Raw genomic sequence first — 24,674 nt, forward strand, 5'->3', positions numbered from 1 at the left:
GGGCACAAAAAAAAAGCTCCGTAAGGAGCTTTTAAAGGCCGGGCAGGCGCAGCAGTCCCACCCGGCGGGGGATGGTCGATTAGGCGTTGATGTCGTTGTCCTTGGATTCGCGCACGAACAGCGTGCCGATGACCAGGGTCATGACTGCGATGATGATCGGGTACCACAGGCCGTCGTAGATGTTGCCCGTGGCAGCCACCACGGCGAAGGCGACCGGGGGCAGGAAGCCGCCGAACCAGCCGTTACCGATGTGGTACGGCAAGCTCATCGAGGTGTAGCGAATGCGCGTCGGGAACATTTCCACCAGCATCGCGGCGATGGGGCCGTAGACCATGGTCACATACAGCACCAGGATCGCCAGCAGCACCACGACCATGACGTTGTTGCTTTGCGCCGGGTCAGCCTTGGCGGGGTAGCCGTGGCTGCGGATCGCGGTGGTCAGTGCCTTGTCCAGTTCCGCAGCCTTGGCCTTGAAGTCGGCGGGAGCCATGGACTTGCCGTCGAACGAGGCGAACTCGTCGTTGCCGATCTTGACCTTGGCCACCGAGCCAGCCGGCGCGGTTTCGTTCTTGTAGTTCACCGAGTTGCGGGCCATGAAGGATTTCACGACGTCGCAAGAACTGGTGAACGCGGACGTGCCCACCGGGTTGAACTGGAACGAGCAAGTGCTCGGGTCGGCGATCACCGTGACCGGGGCCGTGGCCTGGGCCTTTTCCAGCGCCGGGTTGGCGAAGTGGGTGATGCCCTGGAAGATCGGGAAGTAGGTCGCAGCCGCGATCAGGCAGCCCGCCATGATGATGGGCTTGCGGCCGATCTTGTCGGACAGCGCGCCGAAGACCACGAAGAAGGGGGTGCCGATCAGGAGCGCGATCGCGATCATGATGTTGGCGGTGTTGGCGTCGACCTTCAGCGTCTGCGTCAGGAAGAACAAGGCGTAGAACTGGCCCGTGTACCAGACCACGGCCTGGCCGGCGGTCAGGCCCAGCAGCGCCAGGATCACGACTTTCAGGTTCTTCCACTGGCCGAACGATTCAGCGATCGGCGCCTTCGAACCCTTGCCTTCTTCCTTCATGCGCTTGAAGGTGGGCGATTCGCTCAGTTGCAGGCGGATCCATACCGAGATGCCCAGCAGCACGACCGAGATCAGGAACGGAATGCGCCAGCCCCAGGCTTTGAAGTCGTCTTCGCCCATGACCGTGCGGATGCCCAGGATGACCAGCAGCGACAGGAACAGGCCCAGCGTTGCGGTGGTCTGGATCCACGACGTGTAGAAGCCGCGGCGGCCATGCGGGGCGTGTTCGGCGACGTAGGTCGCAGCGCCACCGTATTCACCGCCCAGGGCCAGGCCTTGCAGCAGGCGCAGCACGATCAGGATGGCCGGCGCGGCCAGACCGATGCTGGCGTAGCTGGGCAGCACGCCCACGAGGAATGTCGACAGGCCCATGATCACGATGGTGACCAGGAAGGTGTATTTGCGTCCGACCAGATCGCCCAGGCGGCCGAACACCAGTGCGCCGAACGGCCGCACGGCGAAGCCCGCGGCAAACGCCAGCAGCGCGAAAATGAAGCCCGCGGTGGGGTTCACGCCCGAGAAAAAGTGCTGCGCGATGATGGCTGCAAGCGAGCCGTAGAGATAAAAGTCGTACCACTCGAAAACCGTGCCCAGGGACGACGCGAAGATGACGCGGCGTTCATCCTTGGTCATCGGGCGCGGTTCCGCGGAGGGACCGCGGCCTGCCATGGTTGTTGTGCTCATGATGTCTCCTCGTTTTTGGCCGGCGGTTCTCCGCCGTGCTTGACCCTCCGCCGGCGAGCCGACATCGAGCTATACGCAACATTGAGGCGCGAGGCTGACGAGGTTCTGACGTAACCCTTACCCGAATCTTAAAATTGAAACATTGTGTAAGCTTTGCGTGCGGGGCTAGGGATAGTCCTAGGCATGCGCGGCATGGCCGCGCCCCTCAGCTCTCAAGCAGATCTGGGTGTTCGGCGTACAGGGGGAACACCACGCGGATGCGGGTGCCAGGCAGGTCCGAATGCATGTTGGGGTGGTCGCTCACCCGCACCGTGGCCTGGTGCTTCTGGGCGATCTCCCGCACGATCGCCAGGCCCAGCCCGCTGCCGTCGGACGCGGTGCCCAACACGCGGTAGAAGCGGTCGAACACGCGTTCGCGCTCTTCAGGCGGGATGCCCGGGCCGGAATCCTCGACTTCCAGCACCGCTTCGTCGCCCACGCGCTGCACGCGCACCGTGATGTGGCCGCCGCGCGGCGTGTAGCGCAGCGCGTTGTCCACCAGGTTGTTCAGCAGTTCCGCCAGCAGCAAGGGGTTGCCGCTGATTTCTACGGGGTCGTCCGACCCTTCGAAGCCCAGGTCGGTACTGAGCGACAGGGCGTGCGGCACCCAATGCATGGCCTGTTCGTAGGCGATGGCGTTCAGGTCGGTGCGCGTCAGGCCGATGGCGCTGGGGTTTTCGGCACGGGCCAGCAACAGCAATTGATTGACCAGCCGGGTGGCGCGTTCCGAGCCGGTCACCAGCTGGCGCAGGCTGGACTGCATTTCCTCGGGGCTGGCGTCGCGCAATGCCAGCTCGGCCTGCGTGCGCAGTCCCGCCAGCGGCGTCTTCAGCTGATGCGCGGCATCCGCCACGAAGCGGCGTTGCGCCTGGACGTTGGCGGACAGGCGGTCCAGCAGGTCGTTCATCGCCGCCACCAGCGGGGCGATCTCGGAGGGCGCCGCGCGCTCGTCGATGGGCGAGAGGTCGTCGGGACGCCGGGCGCGCAGGCGTTGCTGCAAGGCGTTCAACGGCGCCACGCCACGCGACAGCCCGAACCAGACCAGCAGCACGGCGATCGGCAGCACCACGAACTGCGGAATGATCACGCCCTTGATGATGTCGTTGGCCAGTTGCGTGCGCTTTTCCACGGTTTCGGCCACGATCAGCAGCGCCGGTTGGGTGTTGGGCAGATTCAGATCGACCCAGGTGAACGCCAGCCGGATGCCGAAGCCGCGCATGGTGTCGTCTTCGTACTGGACCTCGCCGGGCCGCGGTTGGCCCACCGTGGCAGGCAGCGGCAGGGCGCGATCGCCGCCCAGGTATTCGCCGCGGCTGCCCAGCGCCAGCCAGAACACGCTGTCGGTCTCGTCGGCGCGCAGCACGTCGCGCGCCGGGTCGGTCATCTTCAGCACGGCGCGGCCGTCCTGCGCGTGGACCTGGCGCGTCAGCACATGGAGGTTGTTGGCCAGCGCCCGGTCGTACGGCACGTTGGCGATGTTCTGCGCGACGACGTAGGTGATCGCCACGCTCATGGGCCACAGCAGGAACAGCGGCGCCAGCATCCAGTCCAGGATCTCGCCCAGCAGGGACCGCTGGGGCGGCGCGAAGCTGGGGCCCTTGGACCCGGCTTGCATGATATCCAGCGCTTCCTGATTCAGCGGTTCGGGCCGCGCAGGCTCAGCTGGCGAGATACGCGGCACCCTGGTCCCGCTCCAGACAGTAGCCCAGGCCGCGCACCGTCACGATCTTCACGCCGCTGGGCTCAAGCTTCTTGCGCAGCCGGTGCACATAGACCTCGATGGCGTTGGTGCTGACTTCCTCGCCCCATTCGCACAGGTGGTCCACCAGTTGCGTCTTGCTGACCATGCGGCCGCTGCGGGTCAGCAGGATCTCCAGGAGGCTGACCTCGCGCGCGGACAGGTCCAGCGTCTGGTCGTCCACGATGGCGACGCGGCCGGTCTGGTCGAACAGCAGCCGGCCGTGCTTGATCATCGTGGCGCCGCCGCCGGCGCCGCGGCGGGTCAATGCCCGCACGCGCGCTTCCAGCTCGGACAGCGCGAAGGGTTTGGCCATGTAGTCGTCGGCGCCCAGGTCCAGGCCCTTGACGCGCTGCTCGATGCTGTCGGCGGCGGTCAGGATCAGGACGGGCAGGGCGGAATTGCGGGCGCGCAGGCGGCGCAGCACTTCCAGGCCGGCCAGCTGCGGCAGGCCAAGGTCCAGGATGAGCAGGTCGAAGGCCTGGGCCGCCAGCGCCGAATCGGCGGCCAGCCCGTCGCGCACGGCGTCCACGGCATAGCCGTTGTGGCGCAAGGACCGGGACAGGCCGTCGGCCAGAATGCTGTCGTCTTCGGCGATCAGGATACGCATGGGCTGCTAATGAAGGGGTCCCTGTGCCGCCAGCGCTTTGCGCGCTTGCTGCCCCTCTATGGGAGGCTATCCGCCTTGTGGGCGGCCCGGCGGCGGAAAAGGGACGAAACGCCGGGTTCTTCTTCGATTCTGTCATACGGCGGTGGGCTTGCCCACTCAGGGTATACGTGCAAAACTGTGGCACACTGGTTTTTTGTACAGTACAATCCGATGCCATAATCTGCACATGAATCAAAAGCGCGAAGCAACCTTGAGCGCAACTGACGCATAGCCTGACGCATTAGCCAAACCCAGCCAGACCTAGCCAAACCCAGCCAAACCCAGCCAGACCCACAGCCTGACCGGCGACTTCTCCGGCACCCTTCGACACCAGATACGTTACAGACAGGACTTTACATGGACGACAAAACCACCAAGGCCGCCGCATCGGAAAAGGCCAAGGCGCTTGCCGCCGCGCTCTCGCAGATCGAAAAGCAGTTCGGCAAGGGCTCGATCATGCGCTACGGCGACAACGAGGTCTCGCACGATATCCAGGTCGTCTCCACGGGTTCGCTGGGGCTGGATATCGCGCTGGGCGTCGGCGGCTTGCCGCGCGGCCGCGTGGTCGAAATCTACGGTCCGGAATCGTCGGGCAAGACCACGCTTACGTTGCAGGTCATCGCTGAAATGCAGAAGATCGGCGGCACCTGCGCCTTTGTCGACGCGGAACACGCGCTGGACGTGCAGTACGCCAACAAGCTGGGCGTCAACCTGACCGACCTGCTGATCTCGCAGCCGGACACCGGCGAACAGGCGCTGGAAATCACCGACGCGCTGGTGCGTTCGGGCTCGGTCGACCTGATCGTCATCGACTCCGTGGCCGCCCTGGTGCCCAAGGCTGAAATCGAAGGTGAAATGGGTGATTCGCTGCCCGGCCTGCAGGCCCGCCTGATGAGCCAGGCGCTGCGCAAGCTGACCGCCACGATCAAGCGCACCAACTGCATGGTCATCTTCATCAACCAGATCCGCATGAAGATCGGCGTGATGTTCGGCAACCCCGAAACCACTACCGGCGGCAACGCGCTGAAGTTCTACGCCTCCGTGCGCCTGGACATCCGCCGCATCGGTTCCATCAAGAAGGGCGACGAAGTGGTCGGCAACGAAACCCGCGTCAAGGTGGTGAAGAACAAGGTGGCGCCGCCGTTCAAGCAGGCCGAGTTCGACATCATGTATGGTGCCGGCATCTCGCGCGAAGGCGAAATCATCGACTTGGGCGTGGCCGCCAGCGTGGTGGACAAGTCCGGCGCGTGGTACAGCTACAACGGCAACCGCATCGGCCAGGGCAAGGACAATGTCCGCGAATACCTGAAAGAGCACAAGGAAATCGCCATCGAGATCGAGAACCGCGTTCGCGAGAACCAGGGCATCGTCAGCCGTGCCGCCGAGTTCGTCCCGACGGCGGAAGACACCGCCGAATAAGCAATCTTGCGGCTGCCTGTAGGTCACTGCAGGCGCCTTGCACATTGTTTGCGCCGTGCCTCTGGCCCGGCGATATGCGGCAGGCGCCACGACGGGCCTGCCGTTTTTGCATAGCAAGCAGGAAGCGCATGAGCTGGAAATCGACCCCCGCGTCAGCCGACCGTCTTCGCGCCAAGTTGGATGACGAGTTTGAAACCGTCGCCAAGCCCCAGGGCTTGCGGCGGAGTTCCGATGCGCGCCGTGAACAGGAGTCGGCAGCGCCCGCCGCCGATCCGGGACAATGGCAGCGTAGTTCGGAACAGCTTGCGGCCCCTCGTGGCCGCCGCGCAGCCCGCGCCGAAGACCAGGCCGGCGTCGACGACGGCAAGCCCGACCGCAAGGGGCCATCGCTGAAGATGCGTGCGGTGGGGTATTTGTCGCGGCGCGAACACGCGCGCGAAGAGCTGGCGCGCAAGCTGTCGGCCTACGCTGAAGACGCGGCGGAGGTCGACGCGGTGCTGGACGCGCTGGAAAAAGAAGGCTGGCTGTCCACCGAGCGCTTTGCGCAAAGCCTGGTGCACCGGCGCGCCTCGCGCCAGGGCGCGGCCCGCATCGTGCAGGAATTGCGCCAGCATGGCGTGGATGCCGACCAGGTGGCTGAATTGCGCGACCAGTTGCGCGCCACCGAATACGACCGCGCGCTCGAAGTCTGGAAGAAGCGTTTCGACGCCAAGCCCGCAGACCGCGCGGCATACGCCAAACAGGCCCGCTTCCTGGCCAGCCGCGGATTCGCCCACGACGTGATCCGCCGCATCGTGGGCGACAGCGACGAAGATTAAGCACGCGCAGCGTGGGGGCCCTTTCCCCCGCTCCCGCCCCCGCCCCTTTATTTTGCTGACTTGATTCCCGACAGCGTCTTGAAGCAGACGTCACGCGTGATGGTCAGGAATTCGTCGATGTACGACGCATCGGTATCTTCGCTTCGCACCGTGGCGTACAGCGTGCGCCATACTCCCTGCGGCCCCAGGCGGCACAGCCGCAGCCAACCCTGGTTCATGTATTCGGTCAACGCCCAGTTCGGCAGGGCGGCCACGCCGCGGTTGCTGGCCACCAGTTGCGCGATGATGGGAGTGAGTTCCGCTTTGCGGACGGCGGCGGGTTCCACGTCGGCCGGGTCCAAAAAAGCGGTGAAGACGTCCAGGCGTTGCTTGTCCACCGGGTAGGTGATGAGCGTCTGATCGGCCAACTGGTCCGGCATGATGAACTTGCTGCCCGCCAGCGGATTGGACTCCGACACCGCCAGCACCAGTTCGTACTTGAACAACGGCAGGTACTCCACCGCCTCCAGCGGCTGCGGGTCCGAGGTAATGACCAGGTCCAGATCGCCGCGCACCAGCGCGGGCAGGGGGGCAAACGAAAAGGCGGCCGACAGGTCCAGCGCCACGTCCGGCCACTGCGCCCGGAAGGCGTCCAGCGCCGGCATCAGCCATTGGAAGCACGAGTGGCAATCGATCGCCAGATGCAGGCGGCCCGTGCGGCCGGCGGCCAGCCGCTGCAATTCGCGCTCGGTTGCGCGGATGCGGGGCAAGACTTCGTCCGCCAGCGCCAGCACGCGCAGGCCTGCCGTGGTCAGCCGCGCCGGTCGGGTGCGGCGGTTTAGCAGCGGCGTGCCCAAGCGGGTTTCCAGGTCGCGCAATTGGTGCGACAGGGCGGATTGGGTCAGGTGCAGGCGTTCGGCGGCTTCTTGCAGGCTGCCGCCTTCACGGATGGCAGTCAGCGTTTCCAGGTGGCGGATTTCTAGCATGGGCGTAGGTCGGGACAGGGGTGGCGCCCGACGGGCGTCCGCCGCAGGCACCGAACCCGATGGCGGTGGAATGAATAGGTATTGTATGATATTTTCTCATCTTATGAATGTGAACATTGATTTTGATTCATGTAGGTTTGCCTGCACAATAACCGTCACTTGAACAAAATTTGTCTAAGGGCGGTATTCTCATGACTACTATTCATAACCTGGGGTTCCCCCGCATTGGTGCCCAACGCGAATTGAAGCGCGCTGTCGAAGCCTATTGGGCCGGCAAGCAAACCGCCGAGGCGCTGGAAGAAACCGGCCGTGAACTGCGCGCCAGGCACTGGCGGCTGCAAGCGGCGGCTGGCCTGAAGTTCGTGCCTGTGGGCGACTTCGCCTGGTACGACCAGATCCTGGAATGGAGCACGCTGCTGGGCGCCGTGCCGGCCCGCTTCGGCCAGCGCGACAACGAAGCCGTCTCGCTGGACACGCTGTTTCGCATGGGCCGCGGCCGCGCACCGACGGGCAAGCCTGCCGCCGCCTGCGAAATGACCAAGTGGTTCGATACCAACTATCACTACATCGTGCCGGAACTGGTGCCGGGCCAGACGTTCCGCATTGCGCGGGAATCGCTGTTCGAACAGATTCAGGAAGCGCAAGCGCTGGGCCACGCCGTCAAGCCGGTGATCCCGGGTCCGCTGACCTGGCTTTACCTGGGCAAGGGCGACGCCTTCGCGGGCGGCGCCGCCGACGAAGGCAAGCTGCAACTGCTGGCCGCGCTGCTGCCGGTGTACGAAGAAGTCCTGGCCCGCTTTGCCAAGCTGGGCGTGCAATGGGTGCAGATCGACGAACCCATCCTGGTGCTGGATCTGCCGCAAGCGTGGCGCGACGCGTTCAAGCAGGTGTATGGCGTGCTGGCCGCCAGCCCGGTCAAGCTGCTGATCGCCACCTATTTCGACGGGTTGAAGGACAACCTGCCCACCGTCCAGGCACTGCCTGTGGCTGGCCTGCACGTGGACCTGGTCCGCGCGCCGGAGCAACTGGCCAACGTCGTTGCCGGCCTGCGCGCCGACCAGGTGCTGTCCGCTGGCATTATCAACGGCCGCAACATCTGGCGCACCGACCTGGACGCCGCCATTGCGACGCTGGCGCCGGTCAAGCAACAACTGGGCGACCGCCTGTGGCTGGCCCCGTCGTGCTCGCTGCTGCACGTGCCGGTGGACCTGGCCAACGAAACCGAACTGGACGCCGAGTTGAAGAGCTGGCTGTCGTTCGCCGCGCAGAAGCTGGAAGAGCTGAGCCTCTTGGGCCGTGCGCTCGATAGCGCGACGGAACCCTCGGTGCAGTCGGGGCTGGTCCAGCAGCGCGCCGCGCTGGCCGCGCGCCGTTCGTCGGCCCGCATCCACAATCCGGTCGTGGGCCAACGCATGGCCGACGCCGCCAGCGTGTCGCGCGACCGCGCGCCGTTCGCCGGCCGCATCGCCCGCCAGCAAGAACAACTGGGCTTGCCCGCCTACCCGACGACCACGATCGGCTCGTTCCCGCAGACCGCCGAAATCCGTGCCCTGCGCCGCGACTGGAAGGCTGGCGCGCTGACCGATTCGGGCTACGAGACCGCCATCCGCAAGGAAATCGAGGAAGTCATCCGCTTCCAGGAAAAGGTGGGCTTGGACGTGTTGGTGCACGGTGAACCCGAGCGCAACGACATGGTGGAATACTTCGGCGAACTGCTGGCAGGCTTTGCGTTCACCAAGAACGGCTGGGTGCAAAGCTACGGTTCGCGCTGCGTCAAGCCGCCGATCATTTTCGGCGACGTGGCCCGTCCCGCGCCGATGACGGTGGGTTGGTCTTCGTACGCGCAGTCGCTGACGGACAAGCCCGTCAAGGGCATGCTGACCGGTCCGGTCACCATCCTGCAATGGTCGTTCGTGCGTGACGACCAGCCGCGTGAACAGACCTGCCGCCAACTGGCGCTGGCGCTGCGCGATGAAGTGGTGGACCTGGAAGCCGCCGGCATCAGCGTCATCCAGATCGACGAGCCCGCCATTCGCGAAGGCCTGCCGCTGCGCCGCGCCGACTGGAAGGCGTACCTGGACTGGGCCGTGGATTGCTTCCGCCTGTCGACCGCCGGCGTGCGCGACGAAACGCAGATCCATACCCACATGTGCTATTCGGAGTTCAACGACATCATCGAATCGATCGCCGCGATGGACGCGGACGTGATCACGATCGAAACGTCGCGCTCCAACATGGACCTGCTCAAGGCGTTCGAAGACTTCGACTACCCGAACGACATCGGGCCCGGCGTGTACGACATCCACTCGCCCAACGTGCCGGAAGTGGACTGGATGGTCGGCCTGATGGAAAAGGCGGCGGCCCGCCTGCCCAAGGAACGGTTGTGGGTGAACCCTGACTGCGGCCTGAAGACGCGCGCGTGGCCCGAAACCGAAGCGGCGCTGATCGGCATGGTGCAAGCGGCCCGCACGCTGCGCCAATCCGCTTAAGTACCGGCCACCCGCAACGCTGGCTCCAAGGGCGGGTGTTGCGGGTGTAAGCCCCTGGTTTGTGTGCGATGAACGCACCGGCCGGGGGCTTTTTTTTTACCCCCGGGCCGTCCCAAGGAAAATGCAGCCTCCTTGGGAGGTCGCAAGCGTGCGAAGCACGCGCGGCGTGGGGTACTTTTTTTGAACGAATTCCCGCGGCACGGGTCAATATGCAAAAATCCTAACAGCCGGATTGTTGCCGTATCTATGATTCTCCAAGGCCCCTATCGGCCGGATCTGCTTGCCGCGGAAACGCTGCCCGATATTCTGGAAGCCACGATCCTGCGGCACCCCGCCGCGATTGCCATTCATTGGCTGGATCAAACCCTTACCTACGACATGCTGGGCCAGCGCGCCGACCTGGCCGCGCATCATCTAATCGAGGCCGGCGTGCGGCCCGGTCAGATCGTTGGCCTGTGCCTGCCGCGCGGGGCGGACCTGCTGGTGATGCAGGCGGCCATCGCCAAAGCCGGCGCGGCGTGGCTGCCGTTCGAATCCGACACGCCGCCCGACCGCATGCTGGTCTGTCTGCAGGATGCGGGCGCCCAAGGGTTGATCGCCAGCGCGGACGTGCGCCTGGACGGCATGGCGACGTGGACCACCTGGGCGCTGTCCATGCCCGTCGACGGCGTCTTGCGCAAACGAGAAGGCCTGCTGCCCGAGCATCCTGCCTACGTGATCTACACGTCCGGGTCGACCGGCAAGCCGAAAGGCGTGCCGATCAGCCAGGCCAGTATCTGCCATTTCCTGCGCAGCGAAAACGAGGTGCTGGGCGTGCGGCACGGCGACAAGGTCTACCAGGGCTTTTCGGTGGCCTTCGACATGTCGTTCGAAGAAATCTGGATCAGTTATCTGGTCGGCGCCAGCCTGTGGGTGGCGCCCAAGATGCTGACCACCGACCCCGAAGGCCTGCCCGACGCGCTGGTGCGCGAAGGCGTGACCGTGCTGCACGCGGTGCCGACGCTGCTCGCGCTGTTCGCGCACGACGTGCCGGGCTTGCGCATCGTGAACCTGGGCGGCGAAGTGTGTCCGGACTTCCTCGTGCCGCGCTGGGCCACGCCCGGCCGTCGCCTGTTCAATACCTATGGTCCGACCGAGACCACGGTATCGGCCAGCCTGGCCGAATTGCTGCCCGGCCAACCGGTGACCATCGGCACGCCGCTGCCCAATTACGGCATGCTCATCCGCGGCGACGACGGGGCGGTGCTGCCGCAAGGGCAGGTCGGCGAACTGTGCATTACCGGTCCCGGCGTGGCGGGCGGCTACCTCGGACGCCCTGAGCTGACGGCCGAAAAATTCCTGGCCAACCCCCGGCCCAGCGGCGATCACGACACGCGGATGTACCGCAGCGGCGACCTGGCCCGCATCGACGAGCATGGGCAGATCCAGTGCCTGGGCCGCAGCGACGACCAGGTCAAGGTGCGGGGCTTTCGGGTCGAGCTGGGCGAAATCGAAGCGGCGCTGTACCGGCAGCCCGGCGTCGGGGCAGCGGCGGTGGTGCTGCGAGACCTGGGGGGCATCGATCAACTGGTGGCCTTCCTGAAACCCGAGGGCGAGGCGCGGCTGGACCTGCATGCCTTGCGGGCCGCGCTGGCGCAGGACCTGCCCGCCTACATGATCCCCGCCCGCTTTGAACGCGTGGCCGAGGTGCCGCGCCTGACGTCGGGAAAAATCGACCGTAAAGCGCTCAAGGCGCGTGAACTGGAAACCGTGTCCGAGCCCAGCGGCGAAGACGACGTAGCGGTCACCTTAGGTGAACAGGCGCTGTTCGACGCGCTGCGTCCTTTGTTTCCGGGCCAGCCGCTGCGCCTGGCCAGCGACTTCTTCCGCGACCTGGGCGGCCATTCGCTGTTGGCCGCGCGCCTGGTATCGTCGCTGCGCAAGCATCCGCAGTTTTCCGCGCTGACGATGCACGAGCTCTATCAGCACCCCGGCCTGGGGGCGTTGTCGTCGCGGCTGGACGCGTTGGCGGCGGCCGTGCCGGTTGCGGTGGAAGAGGGCGACACCCTTGCGCAGCCCGACGATACGGCAGGCCAGGCGCCGGAGTGGCGGCGCTGGACCTGTGGCCTGGCCCAGCTTGCCGCGCTGCCGCTGCTGATCGGCGTGCGCATGTTGATCTGGCTGACGCCGTTCTTTACCTATCACTATTGGACGGGCGACGAGGGCGACTCGGTCTGGCGCGCGGTGGCGCTGTCCATCGCCAGCTACCTGGTCTGCAACCTGCTGAGCTTCGGCGTTGCCGTGGCCTGCAAATGGGGCATCCTGGGCCGCCTCAAGGCCGGTCGCTATCCGCTATACGGGTGGCGCTTCTACCGCTGGTGGCTGGTGGACCGGGTGCTGGACATCCCGCCGGCGCATTTGCTGGCCGGCTCTCCCCTGCAAGTCTGGTACTTGCGGGCGCTGGGCGCGCGCATCGGCCGCGACGCCGCCATCAGCCGCATTTCCGTCCGCGCGCCCGACCTGCTGACGATTGGCGATGGCGTCAGCATCGGCGCGGCCGTGAACCTGGAGAACTTCGCGGTGCGCGGGGGCGTCTGGGAAGTGGCGCCGATCACGCTGGCCGACAATGCCTACGTCGGGTCGTACGCGGTGCTGCAAGGCGATGTGGCGATGGGCGAGGGGGCACGGCTGGATGGCTTGTCGTCGCTGGCTTCGGGGACTCGCGTGCCGGCGGGGCAGGTCTGGACGGGCGCGCCGGCGCGGCATGATCCCCAGGCGCATGCCCCCGAATTGCCGCCGCGTCCCGTACGGACGGGGCGCTTGCGCCAGCTGGACGTGGTGGCCTATGCCTTGGGCGGCACCTTGATCGCGGCGTTGTTCTTCATGCCGGTCTTCCCCAGCTTCGTGCTGATCGACTGGATCGACGCGCGCTGGCTGGACCTGATGGGCGACCGCGTGTCCTGGCCGTATGCCTTTCTTTGCTATCTGCTGCTGGCGTTGCCGGCCAGCGCCTTGCTGCTGTTCCTGACGGTGCTGGTGTCCGCCCTGTTGCGCTGGTTGCTGCTGCCCAGGTTGTCGGGCGGGCGGTGGCCGGTCTATGGCCAGATCTATCTGCGGCGGTGGCTGACCAACCAGATCCAGGAGTCCAGCCTGAGCGTGCTGCATGGCCTGTACGCCTCGATCTACGCCGGCACCTGGTACCGGCTGCTGGGCGCGAAGGTCGGGCGGGGCACCGAAATTTCCACCGCCATGGGCATCGTGCCCGACATGCTGACGCTGGGTCGCGACAGCTTCATCGCCGACGGCGTCATGTTGGGCGACGAGGAGATCGATCGCGGCTGGATGACGATGCGCCCGACCATCATCGGCAACCGCAGCTTTGTCGGCAATGGCGCCTACGTGCCTGACGGGTCGGTGCTGCCCGACGACGTGCTGATCGGCGTGCAGAGCCGGGCGCCAGTCAACGGCCGCATGGCCAGCGGCCAGACCTGGCTGGGCAATCCGCCGCTGGCCTTGCCCGCCCGCGAACAGACTGCGGGCTTCCCCGCGCATCTGACGTTCCGGCCCAGCCTGGGCCGCAAGGTCGCACGCGGCGCCGTCGAAGGCTTGCGCATGATCCTGCCGCTGGCGGTCGTGATCGCGGTGGGGTATCTGACGGTCATGAAAGTCATCCCCATCGCCGCGGCCCAGGGCTTTTTGGCCGCCTTCGACGAGCTGATGCTGGCCGGCGTGCTGTACGGCCTGGGCACGTTCCTGTTCCTGATACTGCTGAAGTGGACGCTGGTGGGCCGGTACCGGCCGCGCGCCGAACCGATGTGGACGCCTTTCGTTTGGAAGAGCGAGGCGGTGACCAGCCTGTACGAGTCCATCGCCGTGCCCAATTTCTTCAACTTCCTGCGCGCGACCCCTTGGCTGCCCCTGGCGCTGCGCTGCATGGGCGCCCGCATCGGCAAGCGCGTATTCATGGACACCACCGACATCACCGAGTACGACTGCGTCCTGATCGGCGACGACGCGGTGCTGCATGCCTGGTCCGGGCCGCAAACCCATCTGTTCGAGGATCGGGTCATGAAGATCGGGCCTGTGCACATCGGCCGCGGGGTCAACGTCGGTCCGCGCAGCACGATCCTGTACGACACCCATGTCGAGGAACGCGCCGTGTTGGGGCCGCTGACCCTGGTGTTGAAGGGCGAAACCATCCCGGCCGGCCAGGCCTGGATGGGTAGTCCGGCCACCCCGTGGACGCGAGGGCCGGGCGCTTGAACGCACCTGAGACCTTGTCCGCGGCGCCGCTGACCCCCACGCCCGCGCTGCGGCTGACCGGGGAGGGCGCGCCCGTCGAGTTGTGGCTGCTGCGGCTGGCGACTGGCCGGGAAGGCCAGCGCCAGGCGGCCCGCGCATGGTTGGCGGCCGAGTTGTCGCGCCGGTCGGGGGCGGCGGCGCGCTGGACCGAAACGCCCAAGGGACCTGCCATGGCGCCGGGTTCCCTCTGGAACAGCTCTTTCTCTTATTGCGGCCCTTATATCTTGTGCGGTTTGTCCTGCCAGGGCGTGCCGGGCGTGGACCTGGCGGCGGCAGGGGGCGGGGCAGGCGGCGGTGACGGCGATATCGACGTCGCCCGGCTTTATTGCGGTCCCGAGGTCGCGGCCAGGTTGGCCGCCTGCGCGCCGGCAGGCCGCGCGGACGCCTTCGCCCGGGCCTGGAGCGCGCTGGAGGCCCGGTTGAAGGCCTGCCGCCGCGGGCTGGAGGAATACACGCCTGTGCGGGAACGCCATCTGGCCGCCGCGCGCCTGACCGGGCAGGTCCGCCACGAGGGACTCTGGGCATCGGCCGCACTCTGTCCCCTAGTGCGCGGCGTGCAGCAAGACGGTTGATCGTCGCCTGCCTGCGCTATACTTTCAAGGTTTTGTTGCCGCGCACCATGCGCAGGCCATCTTCGCCCCGCAGGCCCCCAGCATGCCCTTGCCACCGCCGGATTACCCTCGCCAACCACTGCACACGCGTTCCATACGCGTGCAGTCGTATGCGCGCGAAGACGGCAACTGGGATCTGGAAGCCGAGCTGATCGACGTGAAGGCGTACGATTTCCCCAAGAGCGACGGCAAGATGTTCAAGGCCGGGCAGCCCATCCACCATATGCATCTGCGCATCACCATCGACGAGAATTTCTCGATCGTGGCGGCGCAGGCTGTCTATGACGCCGCCCCTTACGGCGGTCATTGCATGGCCATCGAGCCCGCTTACACTGATCTGGTCGGCATGAATCTGCTCAAGGGATTCCGCCGCCAGGTCAAAGAGCGGTTCGGGCATGTGGAGGGCTGTACGCACATGACCGAGCTGTCGCAGGTGCTTCCCACCGCGGCGGTCCAGACCATGGCCAACCGCCGGCGGCAGGAAACCAACCCGAACCGGCGTCCATTCCAATTGGATGGCTGTCATGCGCTCAGCACTGGCGGCCCGGTGGTGGCTGAGCACTATCCCAAGTGGTACACCGGGGGTAGCGCTGAGGCATCGGCCGATTCGTCCTCCGATTCACCTTCTCTTTCTCATACGTCCTGACAGGTAACACATGAAAATCCACGAGTATCAAGGCAAGGAACTGCTGAAGCAATTTGGCATCCCGGTGCCGCGCGGGATCCCCGCTCTTTCCGTCGACGAGGCCGTGGCTGCCGCTGAAAAGCTGGGTGGACCGGTTTGGGTCGTCAAGGCACAAATCCACGCGGGCGGCCGCGGCAAGGGCGGTGGCGTGAAGCTGGCGCGCTCGCTGGACGACGTCCGCAAGCTGGCCTCGGAAATCCTGGGCATGCAGCTGATCACGCACCAGACCGGCCCGGAAGGCCAGAAGGTTCGCCGCCTGTACATCGAAGACGGCGCCGACATCCAGAAGGAATACTACGTGTCGCTGGTCACTGACCGCGCCACGCAGAAGGTCGCGTTCATCGCTTCCAGCGAAGGCGGCATGGACATCGAGGAAGTGGCTCACTCCACCCCCGAAAAGATCATCACCGAATACATCGACCCGCTGACCGGCCTGTCCGCCGAGCAAGCCACCAAGATCGCCAACGCGATCGGCCTGCCTGCCGACTCGACCGCCCAAGCCGTGGACGTGTTCCAGAAGCTGTATCAGTGCTACATGGACACCGACGCGTCGCTGGTTGAAATCAACCCGCTGAACCGCGACAGCAAGGGCAACATCATCGCCCTGGACGCCAAGTTCAACTTCGACCCGAACGCCCTGTTCCGTCACCCGGAAATCGTCGCCTACCGCGACCTGGACGAAGAAGATCCCGCTGAAATCGAAGCCAGCAAGTTCGACCTGGCCTACATCCAGCTCGACGGCAACATCGGCTGCCTGGTGAACGGCGCCGGCCTGGCCATGGCCACGATGGACACCATCAAGCTGTTCGGCGGCGAGCCGGCCAACTTCCTGGACGTCGGCGGCGGCGCCACGGCCGAGAAGGTCACCGAAGCGTTCAAGATCATGCTCGCGAACAAGAGCGTGAAGGCGATTCTGGTCAACATCTTCGGCGGCATCATGCGCTGCGACGTCATCGCCGAAGGCGTGATCGCCGCTTGCAAGGCCGTCAACCTGAACGTGCCGCTGGTCGTCCGCATGAAGGGTACCAACGAAGAACTCGGCAAGAAGATGCTGGCTGACTCCGGTCTGCCGATCATCAGCGCCGACACGATGGCCGAAGCCGCCACCCGCGTCGTAGCCGCCGTCAAGTAAAGCAATACTGCCAAGGATTCACAAATGTCGATTCTGATCAACAAGGACACCAAAGTCATCACCCAGGGCATCACGGGCAAGACGGGCCAGTTCCACACCCGTATGTGCCGTGAGTATGCCAATGGCAAAGCCGCCTTCGTGGCCGGCGTGAACCCCAAGAAGGCGGGTGAAGACTTCGAAGGCGTGCCGATTTTCGCTTCGGTGAAAGACGCCAAGGCTGACACCGGCGCGACCGTGTCCGTCATTTACGTGCCGCCGGCCGGCGCCGCCGCTGCCATCTGGGAAGCTGTCGAAGCCGAACTGGATCTGGTGATCTGCATCACCGAAGGCATCCCGGTCCGCGACATGCTGGAAGTGAAGAACCGCATGAAGGCCAAGGGCAGCAAGACGCTGCTGCTGGGCCCGAACTGCCCGGGTCTGATCACGCCGGACGAAATCAAGATCGGCATCATGCCGGGTCACATCCACCGCAAGGGTCGCATCGGCATCGTCAGCCGTTCGGGCACCCTGACGTACGAAGCCGTGGCGCAAGTCACCGAGCTGGGCCTGGGTCAATCCAGCGCCGTCGGCATCGGTGGCGACCCCATCAACGGCCTGAAGCACGTCGACGTCCTGAAGCTGTTCAATGACGATCCCGACACCGACGCCGTCATCATGATCGGCGAAATCGGCGGTCCGGACGAAGTCAACGCCGCCGAGTGGGCCAAGGACAACATGAAGAAGCCGGTCGTCGGCTTCATCGCTGGTGTCACGGCTCCCGCCGGCAAGCGCATGGGCCACGCTGGCGCCCTGATCTCCGGTGGCGCCGACACGGCCGACGCCAAGCTGGAAGTCATGGAAGCTTGCGGCATCCGCACCACGCGCAACCCCTCCGAAATGGGCAAGCTGCTCAAGTCGGTGCTGTAAGTCTTTACGCATTGCGCCAAAAAGCCCGCTTCGGCGGGCTTTTTTTCGTCCGTTTGGCGCCGCCGCGGCACGGATCGTCGGCGCGCCCTTAGGGAAATCCCGTGTCCATATCGCGGTCGCCAAAACATACGGAAAGCTGAACGAAACTATAATGAAAGAAATTTCGCACGTACCCAGCAAGAATGCCGTCGGGCTCGCACCAAGACGGTCAGTACGATTTTCGTTTTCATCATCCATTCATTTGGTTTGTCCTAGGGGGATCATCACCTGGGAAAGAGAGGCATGGAACTTAGTTCAGCGGCATTCTGGATAGCGTTGCTCCAGATCATTTGGGTCAACATTCTGCTATCAGGCGACAACGCCGTGGTTATTGCGCTGGCAGCGCGTTCGTTGCCGCCGGCGCAACAGAAGAAAGCGATCACGATCGGCTCGGCCGCCGCGATCATCATGCGTATCGTGCTGACTTTGGTGGCGGCCAAGTTGCTGCTGTTGCCGTATTTGAAGCTGATCGGCGCGCTGCTCCTGGTCTACATCGGCGTGACGCTGCTGTTGCCCGAAGGCGAAGACGACGGCGCGGGCAAGACGCAAGGTAATCTGCTGACCGCAATCCGCACTATCATGATTGCCGACTTGGTCATGAGCTTGGATAACGTGGTGGCGGTTGCTGCTGCGGCGATGGGCGACACGACCCTGCTGGTTTTGGGCCTGGCCATCAGCATCCCCTTGGTCATCTTCGGCAGCACGCTGCTTCTGAAGGTCATCGAGCGCTTCCCGGTCATCGTCTGGGTGGGGGCTGCGTTGTTGGGCTTTATTGCAGGTGAATTGCTGGTGGGAGATCCCGCCTTGCAGGAACCCGTGGCGCGTATTGACGCGGCATTGGGCGTATCGCATCACAGCTTCGAACTGATGATGGGCGCGCTCGGCGCTGTGCTGGTGCTGGCAATTGGTAAAGTTTTGCTGATGCGCCAGAAAGCTGACTGAAAGCTGAATTACAATAATTAGTTGTTTGAATGATCCTGCCGCGCCGCGCGCGGCAGGATGGCCGGCTCGGGACCGGCCTTTCTTTTCATAAATGCCTTCGGGGGTTCATAGTGCTTGAGTTTTTCCAGACGCTGAGTTGGGCAGCGGTATTCCAGATCATCCTCATCGACATCCTGCTGGGCGGCGACAACGCCGTCGTGATCGCGCTGGCTTGTCGCAATTTGGCCCCCAAGCAGCGCATGCAGGGCATCCTGTGGGGCACCGCGGGCGCCATCATCCTGCGTGTCGTGCTGATCGCTTTCGCACTGACGCTCCTGTCGATCCCGTTCCTGAAAGTCGTGGGCGGCCTGCTGCTCGTCTGGATCGGCGTCAAGCTCCTGGTTCCTGAGGACGATGCGCATGGCAACGTGAAGGGCGGGACATCCATCGCCGCCGCGATCAAGACCATCATCATCGCCGACTTCGTGATGAGCCTGGACAACGTGATCGCCATCGCCGGCGCGGCCCAGAACGCCCACGCCGACCATCAGATCGGCCTGGTCGCCTTCGGCCTGATCGTCAGCGTGCCGATCATCATCTGGGGCAGCACCCTGGTGCTCAAGCTGATCGACAAGTACCCGTTGGTTGTTACGTTTGGCGCCGCCTTGCTGGGCTGGATCGCCGGCGGCATGCTGATTACCGACGTTATTGTCGAACGTCAATTCGGCGTTCAGCCCACTACGGTTAAAATCGCCGCTGAAATTATTGGCGCCTTGCTCGTTGTTGTCCTTGGACGGTGGCTGGCAAGCCGCAAAACCGCTTCCAAGGAATCCCATGAGTCTGCGTAGATCCGTTGATCCCCAGCAATCCGAATCGGGCCTGAGCCTCCTTCAGGGCCTTTTCGTGCTGGCCATCCTCGGGGTAGTCGCGACGGTCATCGTCTCCAATTTCGTTTGATGACGTCACGTGTCTCTTCCGCAACGCCTGGTCATCGCGACCCGCGCCAGCCGGCTTGCCTTGTGGCAAGCCGAGCATGTGCGCGACCGGCTGCGCACGCTGTACCCGGCGTGCGCGGTTGAGCTCCTTACCCTGACGACCCGCGGCGACCTGATCCTTGACCGCACCCTGTCCAAAGTGGGCGGCAAAGGATTGTTCGTCAAGGAACTCGAAAACGCGCTGCTCGACGGGCGCGCCGATCTGGCCGTGCACTCCTTGAAGGACGTGCCGGTCGATCTGCAAGCCCCGTTCGAGCTTTGCGCCGTCCTTGATCGCGCGGACCCGCGCGATGCCTTCGTGTCCAACCGCTATGCGACGCTGGCAGACCTGCCGGCGGGCGCGGTCGTGGGCACGTCCAGCCTGCGCCGCGAATCGCAGATCCGCGCGCGCTATCCGGCCCTGGTGGTCAAGCCGCTGCGCGGCAACCTGGATACGCGCCTGGGCAAGCTGGACAAGGGCGAATACGACGCCATCGTCCTGGCCGCCGCGGGGCTGGAACGCCTGGGGCTGGGCGGACGCATCAGCAGCCTGCTGGACCCGGCCGACAGCCTGCCGGCAGCCGGACAGGGCGCGCTGGGCATCGAGATCCGCGACGACCGCGATGACTTGCGCGCGTGGCTGGCGCCGTTGATCAGCGCTGCCACGACGTCTTGCGTGCTGGCCGAACGGGCGGTGTCCCGCAAGCTGGGAGGCTCCTGTCAGGTGCCCCTGGCTGCGTTCGCCGAAATCTCGGGCGACTCGCTGTCGCTGCGCGCGCTGGTGGCATCGCCCGACGGCACGCGCATGGTCCACACGACCCGCAACGGTCCGGCGGCCAACGCCGAGGCGCTGGGCGAAGCCGCCGCGCAGGAGCTGCTGGATGCTGGCGCCGCCGCCATCCTCCAGGAACTGCTGCAAGACGACGCCCGGCCGGACTGATGTCCACGCCACCGCGAGTCGCTGTCCTGACACGGCCCGCGGGCCGCAACGAGGCGCTGGCCGGCCGTCTGACCGACGCCGGCTGGTCTGCCTGCATCCTGCCTGCCCTTGAAATCCACGCCCTGGATGTCGCTGCCGCGGACCTGCCGCGGCCGGCCGACTTCGACATGGTCGTGTTCGTCAGCGGCAACGCGGGCAAGCAATACCTGGACCAGTTGGCCCGTGCCGACGGTCCGTCCGCCTGGCCGGCGGCCACGATCGCGGCCACCGTCGGGCCGGCCAGCGCCCAGGGACTGCGTGAGTCTGCCGGTTTTGGCGCGAATACAACAGTCCTGCACCCCGGCGAAGACGCGCCCAGCCACGACTCCGAGGCCTTGTGGAACGTGCTTTGCGATCTGCCTCAACTGCCGGCGCGCGTGCTGCTGGTGCGCGGCACCCAGGGCAGGGACTGGCTGGGCGACCGGCTGGAAGCGCATGGCGTGGCCGTCACGCGCCATGCGGCCTATCTGCGCCGCCCCGCAAGCTGGGACGCCGCGCAACTGGCGGCGCTGCACGGCTGGGCAGATGCCGGTGTCCGCGCCACCTGGCTCATCACCAGCGGGGAAGGGGCGGACGCCGTGCGCGCCTGCCTGGATGCCGCAGGGCTGCTTTCCTGGTGGGGCGATTGCCGCTTCGTGCTGACCCACCCCTCGCTGGCGCGCCGCGTGCCGCCGGGCTGTCATGGCGCCGAGCCATCAGCAATGGTAAAAATCTGCTTGCCCAACGACGAGTCGATATTCCAGGCTTTTGTTGCTGCTTGATTCGTTGCATCGGACAGACACCGAATACAATCGCGTCATGACAGACAAGACTCCCGCTACCGATCCGGTCGTTAACACGGCCGCCCCGGGCGCAAGCGCGCCCGCATCGGCCCCGGCCGATTCCGTCAAGGCCCGTCCGGCCAAGCGCGGCAGTGGCCCATTGGTCACCGCCCTGATAATCGTCATCCTGCTGGCCGTAGGCCTGGGTTACGCGCTGTGGAAGCAGCGCACGCAGTTCGTGTCCGCCGGGCGCGAGGTCGCGTCGCGCATCGACACGCTGACGGCCGATGTGGCCCAAGCCCGCAAGGACACGCGCGAAGCCCTTGCCCTGGCGCAAGCCCAGGCCGGTCGCGTGGGCGAGCTTGAAGACACCGTGCGCGAAACGCAAAGCCAATACAACGCGCTGCAGCAGGCCTGGCAGAACTTCAATGACACCGCCAGTGACGAGCTGCTGGCCAATGACGTCGAACGCCTGCTGACCATCGCCAACCAGCAATTGCGCCTGGCCGGCAACGTCTCCAACGCCATCGTGGCGCTGGAAACCGCGCAGTCCCGCCTGGCCCGCGCCGACCGCCCGCGCTTCTCCAGCCTGCAGCAGGCGATCAACGGCGACCTGGACCGCCTGCGCGCCGTGTCCACCGTGGACATCCCCGCCCAGTCGGCCCGCATCGAGCGCCTGGTGTCGCTGGTCGGCAAGGCCCCCTTGCTGGTGCCCGACGCCGCCGCGCCGGGCGTGGCTGCCGCGGGCGAAAGCCGCCCGGCCGTGGCCCCCGCCCCCGTGGTGGATCCCCAGGCTGGTTTGCCCGCCGATGCCCCGTGGTGGCAGCGCTGGCGCGCCGAAGTGGTGTCGTGGCCCGGCCGCGCGGGTTCCGCGCTGGCGCAAGAGCTGGGCGGCCTGATCACCATCCAACGCGTCGACGAGCCGGCCGCCTTGCTGCTGTCGCCCGAACAGGCTGACCAGGTGCGCGGCACGCTGCGCCAACGCCTGCTGACCGTCCAGTTGGCCATGCTGATGCGCCAGCCCGCCGTCTGGAAGAGCGAGCTCGACAACATCGGCGTCACGCTGTCCAAGTACTTCGACAACCGTTCCCCCGACACCGCCGCCGCCCAGACGCTGGCGCGCGAATTGGCGCAGACCGACATCGCCGTGCGCATGCCGGAAGTGGCCGACAGCCTGAACGCCGTGGCTGCGTTGCGCGCCGCGGGTTTCAAGACTAGCGGGCAGGACTGAGCCTTATGCGTACCTGGTTCTGGACTCTGCTGCTTGCCGTCATCGCCGTTGCCCTGGCGGTGGTGCTGCGCTCCCATTCCGGCAATGTGCTGTTGCTGGTCTGGCCGTGGCGCATCGGGATGTCGCTGACGCTGGCCGTCCTGCTGATTGTCGCGGCCTTCATCGTGCTGTACATCGGCCTGCGCCTGCTGGCGTGGCTGCTGGCCATCCCCGACCGCGTCCGCGTCTGGCGCGGCAAACGCGCCCAGGCGCGCGACCACGAATTGCTGGAGCGCGGCTGGATCGGCCTGTTGGAAGGCCGCTATACCCATGCCGAAAAGGATCTGACCAAGCTGCTTGAGCAGACCAAGGTCCAGACCCGCCGCGTGCTGGCGGCCCTGTCCGCCGCGCGCGCCGCGCATGGCCTGGGCGAATTCGACCGCCGCGACCGCCTGTTGGCCACCGCGCAAGAACACGCCGGCACCGAGCCGGGCCTGGTGGAAGCCACGGCCACGGTCTCGGCCGACATGCTGCTGGACCAAGGCCGCGCCGAACGCGCACTGGCGGTGCTGGCGCCGTTGGCCGATGGGGGCGCCCGTCACCTGCACACCATGCGTCTGCTGCTGCGCGCGCACACCGCGCTGCATCACGATGAACAGGTCTTCACGCTGGCCCGCGGCCTGGTGCGCCGCAATGCGCTGGCCCGCAGCGAAGCCGATGCTCTGATCGACGCTTCCGGCGCGGCGCGTCTGCGTGCCGCCGCTGCCGCCAACAGCGAAGCCTGGCGCGCCATCTGGAAAGACCTGAAGGCCGAAGAGCGCCTGCTGCCCGACATCGCGCTGGCTGGCGCCGCCGCGTTCGACGCGGCCGGCGAAGCCAACGAAGCCGCCCGCGTGCTGGAAGCCGCGGTCGCCGTGAAGTTCAATCCGACGCTGGTGGCGGCGTACGCCCGCTGCGAAGCCGAGCAGGTGTCGCGCCGTCTGGCGAAGGCCGAGACCTGGCTGCAGCAGCGCCCGACGGATCCCGATCTGCTGACCGCGCTGGGCATGCTGTGCCTGAACGGGCAGCTGTGGGGCCAGGCGGAACGCTATCTGCTGCGTAGCCTCAGCCGCCGCAGCGATGCGCAGACGCATGCGCTGCTGGGCAGCCTGTACGACCGCCTGGACCGTCCGGCCGATGCCGTGCGCCACTGGCGCCTGGCTACGGCAGCCAGCATGGCGCTGCCGGTGCTGGCGGCGGATGCGGCGTTGCCGGCTGCGGATACGGGTTCGGATCCTTACCGTGTGGACGCCGAAGGCGGCTATGCGGTGGGCCTGTCGGACACCGATGGCGACGCCGATATCGGTGGCGACTACCCTGCGCTGCCGCCCTCGACGGCCGCGTCGGCCTCCGACTACGTGCTGGATCCCGATGCGCGCGTGAAGAAGGACCAGCGCGACCGCGCGCTGGCGCCTGAAGATGCGCCGCTGGCTGGCGGCACGTCCGACATCGACGAGTACTTCGACAGCGCCCCGATTCCGGCGGCGGCTTTCGACGAGCCCGTGCCGACGTACTCGCCGGCGCCTCCTGCCAGCCCGAAGCCCGCGCCTGCCGCGGTGCCGGTGCCGGCCACCAAGCCGCCGTTCAAGAACGACGGCTCGCTTTGAACATTTCTTCAGACAAACAAGGTTGAATCATGAGTCTTGATCGCGTCTCCCCTGGCAAGAAGCTGCCGGAAGACTTCAACGTCATCATCGAAATCCCCATGAACGCCGACCCGGTCAAGTACGAGGTCGACAAAGAAACGGGCGCGATTTTCGTTGACCGCTTCATGCTGACGGCCATGCACTATCCGTGCAATTACGGCTACATCCCGCAGACCCTGTCCGACGACGGCGACCCCGCCGACGTGCTGGTGCTGACCCCGTTCCCCATCCAGATCGGCGCCGTCGTGCGCTGCCGCGCCATCGGCGTGCTGGAAATGGACGACGAGTCGGGCGGCGACGCCAAGCTGTTGGCCGTGCCGATCGAAAAGCTGTACCCCCCGTACCGCAACATCAAGTCCTACGAGGATCTGCCGACCGAAGACGTCGCGCGCATCCAGCACTTCTTCGAGCACTACAAAGACCTCGAGAAGGGCAAGTGGGTCAAGGTCAAGGGCTGGAAGGGTGTAGACGCTGCCCACGAAGAAATCGTGAACAGCGTGGAACGCTACAACAAGGCCTGATCAGGCTTTGGGCCGCGCCGGTGCTGCACCGGCCGGCGCTCTGATGCGGCGCGGCCGCGACGGCATGATGCCGATCGCCGCCGCGCCGTTGCTTTG

20 protein-coding genes are annotated in these 24,674 nt (G+C 65.8%); 16 read left to right on the plus strand and 4 right to left on the minus strand.

Annotation, left to right across the window (positions count from 1 at the left end):
- Positions 1-79: 79 nt before the first annotated feature.
- The 3 genes from ACO6D5_RS09365 to ACO6D5_RS09375 form a co-directional block, all read right to left on the minus strand.
- The gene (locus tag ACO6D5_RS09365; RefSeq protein ID WP_390882152.1) at positions 80-1,741 is read right to left on the minus strand and encodes an MFS transporter; all 1,662 of its coding nucleotides are present in this window, start codon (positions 1,739-1,741) and stop codon (positions 80-82) included.
- Between the two features lie 220 nt (positions 1,742-1,961).
- Entirely contained in the window at positions 1,962-3,338 is a 1,377-nt protein-coding gene (locus ACO6D5_RS09370; protein ID WP_315844611.1) for a sensor histidine kinase, read from the minus strand.
- 115 nt (positions 3,339-3,453) lie between these two features.
- A complete protein-coding gene (locus tag ACO6D5_RS09375; protein ID WP_006225021.1) occupies positions 3,454-4,143 on the minus strand; it encodes a response regulator transcription factor in 690 nt (229 codons plus the stop codon).
- Between the two features lie 396 nt (positions 4,144-4,539).
- Between ACO6D5_RS09375 and recA the strand changes: the two genes are divergently transcribed.
- Both recA and recX read left to right on the plus strand, forming a co-directional pair.
- Complete coding sequence (gene recA / locus ACO6D5_RS09380; RefSeq protein ID WP_006225020.1) at positions 4,540-5,601, plus strand: recombinase RecA; 1,062 nt, start codon at positions 4,540-4,542, stop codon at positions 5,599-5,601.
- A 128-nt stretch (positions 5,602-5,729) separates the two neighbouring features.
- The gene (gene recX, locus ACO6D5_RS09385; RefSeq protein ID WP_485825214.1) at positions 5,730-6,419 is read left to right on the plus strand and encodes a recombination regulator RecX; all 690 of its coding nucleotides are present in this window, start codon (positions 5,730-5,732) and stop codon (positions 6,417-6,419) included.
- A 47-nt stretch (positions 6,420-6,466) separates the two neighbouring features.
- On the opposite strand, the gene ACO6D5_RS09390 is transcribed toward recX, so the two are convergent.
- On the minus strand, positions 6,467-7,384 hold the full coding sequence (locus ACO6D5_RS09390) for a LysR family transcriptional regulator (protein ID WP_485825215.1): 918 nt from the start codon (positions 7,382-7,384) through the stop codon (positions 6,467-6,469).
- 191 nt (positions 7,385-7,575) lie between these two features.
- Here ACO6D5_RS09390 and metE point away from each other — a divergent pair, with 191 nt between their 5' ends.
- From metE to ppa, 14 genes are all read left to right on the plus strand, one after another.
- Positions 7,576-9,873 carry a 5-methyltetrahydropteroyltriglutamate--homocysteine S-methyltransferase gene (metE, locus tag ACO6D5_RS09395; protein WP_485825216.1) on the plus strand — a complete coding sequence of 766 codons (2,298 nt, stop codon included), beginning with the start codon at positions 7,576-7,578 and terminating at the stop codon, positions 9,871-9,873.
- 246 nt (positions 9,874-10,119) lie between these two features.
- Positions 10,120-14,115, plus strand: coding sequence for a Pls/PosA family non-ribosomal peptide synthetase (locus ACO6D5_RS09400; protein WP_485825217.1), 3,996 nt, complete (start codon positions 10,120-10,122; stop codon positions 14,113-14,115).
- Entirely contained in the window at positions 14,112-14,726 is a 615-nt protein-coding gene (locus tag ACO6D5_RS09405) for a 4'-phosphopantetheinyl transferase superfamily protein (protein WP_485825218.1), read from the plus strand. Before ACO6D5_RS09400 ends, ACO6D5_RS09405 begins: the two co-directional genes overlap by 4 nt.
- Positions 14,727-14,808: 82 nt before the next feature.
- Entirely contained in the window at positions 14,809-15,411 is a 603-nt protein-coding gene (locus ACO6D5_RS09410; protein WP_035213193.1) for a DUF2889 domain-containing protein, read from the plus strand.
- 10 nt (positions 15,412-15,421) lie between these two features.
- Positions 15,422-16,582 carry an ADP-forming succinate--CoA ligase subunit beta gene (sucC, locus tag ACO6D5_RS09415; RefSeq protein WP_315844554.1) on the plus strand — a complete coding sequence of 387 codons (1,161 nt, stop codon included), beginning with the start codon at positions 15,422-15,424 and terminating at the stop codon, positions 16,580-16,582.
- A 24-nt stretch (positions 16,583-16,606) separates the two neighbouring features.
- Entirely contained in the window at positions 16,607-17,488 is an 882-nt protein-coding gene (gene sucD, locus ACO6D5_RS09420; RefSeq protein WP_006225012.1) for a succinate--CoA ligase subunit alpha, read from the plus strand.
- 282 nt (positions 17,489-17,770) lie between these two features.
- The gene (locus ACO6D5_RS09425; RefSeq protein WP_315844555.1) at positions 17,771-18,469 is read left to right on the plus strand and encodes a TerC family protein; all 699 of its coding nucleotides are present in this window, start codon (positions 17,771-17,773) and stop codon (positions 18,467-18,469) included.
- A 110-nt stretch (positions 18,470-18,579) separates the two neighbouring features.
- Positions 18,580-19,296, plus strand: coding sequence for a TerC family protein (locus ACO6D5_RS09430; RefSeq protein WP_088590662.1), 717 nt, complete (start codon positions 18,580-18,582; stop codon positions 19,294-19,296).
- Positions 19,283-19,405 carry a hypothetical protein gene (locus ACO6D5_RS09435; protein WP_006218348.1) on the plus strand — a complete coding sequence of 41 codons (123 nt, stop codon included), beginning with the start codon at positions 19,283-19,285 and terminating at the stop codon, positions 19,403-19,405. The genes ACO6D5_RS09430 and ACO6D5_RS09435 overlap by 14 nt, the downstream gene beginning before the upstream one ends.
- A gap of 9 nt (positions 19,406-19,414) precedes the next feature.
- The gene (hemC, locus tag ACO6D5_RS09440; protein ID WP_485825219.1) at positions 19,415-20,362 is read left to right on the plus strand and encodes a hydroxymethylbilane synthase; all 948 of its coding nucleotides are present in this window, start codon (positions 19,415-19,417) and stop codon (positions 20,360-20,362) included.
- Positions 20,362-21,162 (plus strand): uroporphyrinogen-III synthase, encoded by an 801-nt coding sequence (locus tag ACO6D5_RS09445; protein WP_485825220.1) that lies wholly within the window; start codon positions 20,362-20,364, stop codon positions 21,160-21,162. Before hemC ends, ACO6D5_RS09445 begins: the two co-directional genes overlap by 1 nt.
- A gap of 37 nt (positions 21,163-21,199) precedes the next feature.
- Entirely contained in the window at positions 21,200-22,393 is a 1,194-nt protein-coding gene (locus ACO6D5_RS09450; protein WP_485825221.1) for a uroporphyrinogen-III C-methyltransferase, read from the plus strand.
- A gap of 5 nt (positions 22,394-22,398) precedes the next feature.
- Entirely contained in the window at positions 22,399-24,018 is a 1,620-nt protein-coding gene (locus tag ACO6D5_RS09455) for a heme biosynthesis HemY N-terminal domain-containing protein (RefSeq protein ID WP_485825222.1), read from the plus strand.
- 29 nt (positions 24,019-24,047) lie between these two features.
- Complete coding sequence (gene ppa / locus ACO6D5_RS09460; protein WP_006225005.1) at positions 24,048-24,578, plus strand: inorganic diphosphatase; 531 nt, start codon at positions 24,048-24,050, stop codon at positions 24,576-24,578.
- Positions 24,579-24,674: the final 96 nt, after the last annotated feature.

The organism is Achromobacter sp., assembly GCF_057314935.1.

Bases quoted from the DNA above. Each gene is read 5' to 3' on its own strand.
- metE (WP_485825216.1), top strand. From the start codon at position 7,576: ATGACTACTATTCATAACCTGGGGTTCCCCCGCATTGGTGCCCAACGC.
- ACO6D5_RS09455 (WP_485825222.1), top strand. From the start codon at position 22,399: ATGCGTACCTGGTTCTGGACTCTGCTGCTTGCCGTCATCGCCGTTGCC.
- ACO6D5_RS09445 (WP_485825220.1), top strand. From the start codon at position 20,362: ATGTCCACGCCACCGCGAGTCGCTGTCCTGACACGGCCCGCGGGCCGC.
- ACO6D5_RS09400 (WP_485825217.1), top strand. From the start codon at position 10,120: ATGATTCTCCAAGGCCCCTATCGGCCGGATCTGCTTGCCGCGGAAACG.
- ACO6D5_RS09390 (WP_485825215.1), bottom strand. From the start codon at position 7,384: ATGCTAGAAATCCGCCACCTGGAAACGCTGACTGCCATCCGTGAAGGC.
- ACO6D5_RS09425 (WP_315844555.1), top strand. From the start codon at position 17,771: ATGGAACTTAGTTCAGCGGCATTCTGGATAGCGTTGCTCCAGATCATT.
- ACO6D5_RS09370 (WP_315844611.1), bottom strand. From the start codon at position 3,338: ATGCTGGCGCCGCTGTTCCTGCTGTGGCCCATGAGCGTGGCGATCACC.
- ACO6D5_RS09365 (WP_390882152.1), bottom strand. From the start codon at position 1,741: ATGGCAGGCCGCGGTCCCTCCGCGGAACCGCGCCCGATGACCAAGGAT.
- ACO6D5_RS09375 (WP_006225021.1), bottom strand. From the start codon at position 4,143: ATGCGTATCCTGATCGCCGAAGACGACAGCATTCTGGCCGACGGCCTG.
- ACO6D5_RS09410 (WP_035213193.1), top strand. From the start codon at position 14,809: ATGCCCTTGCCACCGCCGGATTACCCTCGCCAACCACTGCACACGCGT.
- sucC (WP_315844554.1), top strand. From the start codon at position 15,422: ATGAAAATCCACGAGTATCAAGGCAAGGAACTGCTGAAGCAATTTGGC.
- recA (WP_006225020.1), top strand. From the start codon at position 4,540: ATGGACGACAAAACCACCAAGGCCGCCGCATCGGAAAAGGCCAAGGCG.
- ACO6D5_RS09435 (WP_006218348.1), top strand. From the start codon at position 19,283: ATGAGTCTGCGTAGATCCGTTGATCCCCAGCAATCCGAATCGGGCCTG.
- ppa (WP_006225005.1), top strand. From the start codon at position 24,048: ATGAGTCTTGATCGCGTCTCCCCTGGCAAGAAGCTGCCGGAAGACTTC.
- recX (WP_485825214.1), top strand. From the start codon at position 5,730: ATGAGCTGGAAATCGACCCCCGCGTCAGCCGACCGTCTTCGCGCCAAG.
- sucD (WP_006225012.1), top strand. From the start codon at position 16,607: ATGTCGATTCTGATCAACAAGGACACCAAAGTCATCACCCAGGGCATC.
- ACO6D5_RS09450 (WP_485825221.1), top strand. From the start codon at position 21,200: ATGACAGACAAGACTCCCGCTACCGATCCGGTCGTTAACACGGCCGCC.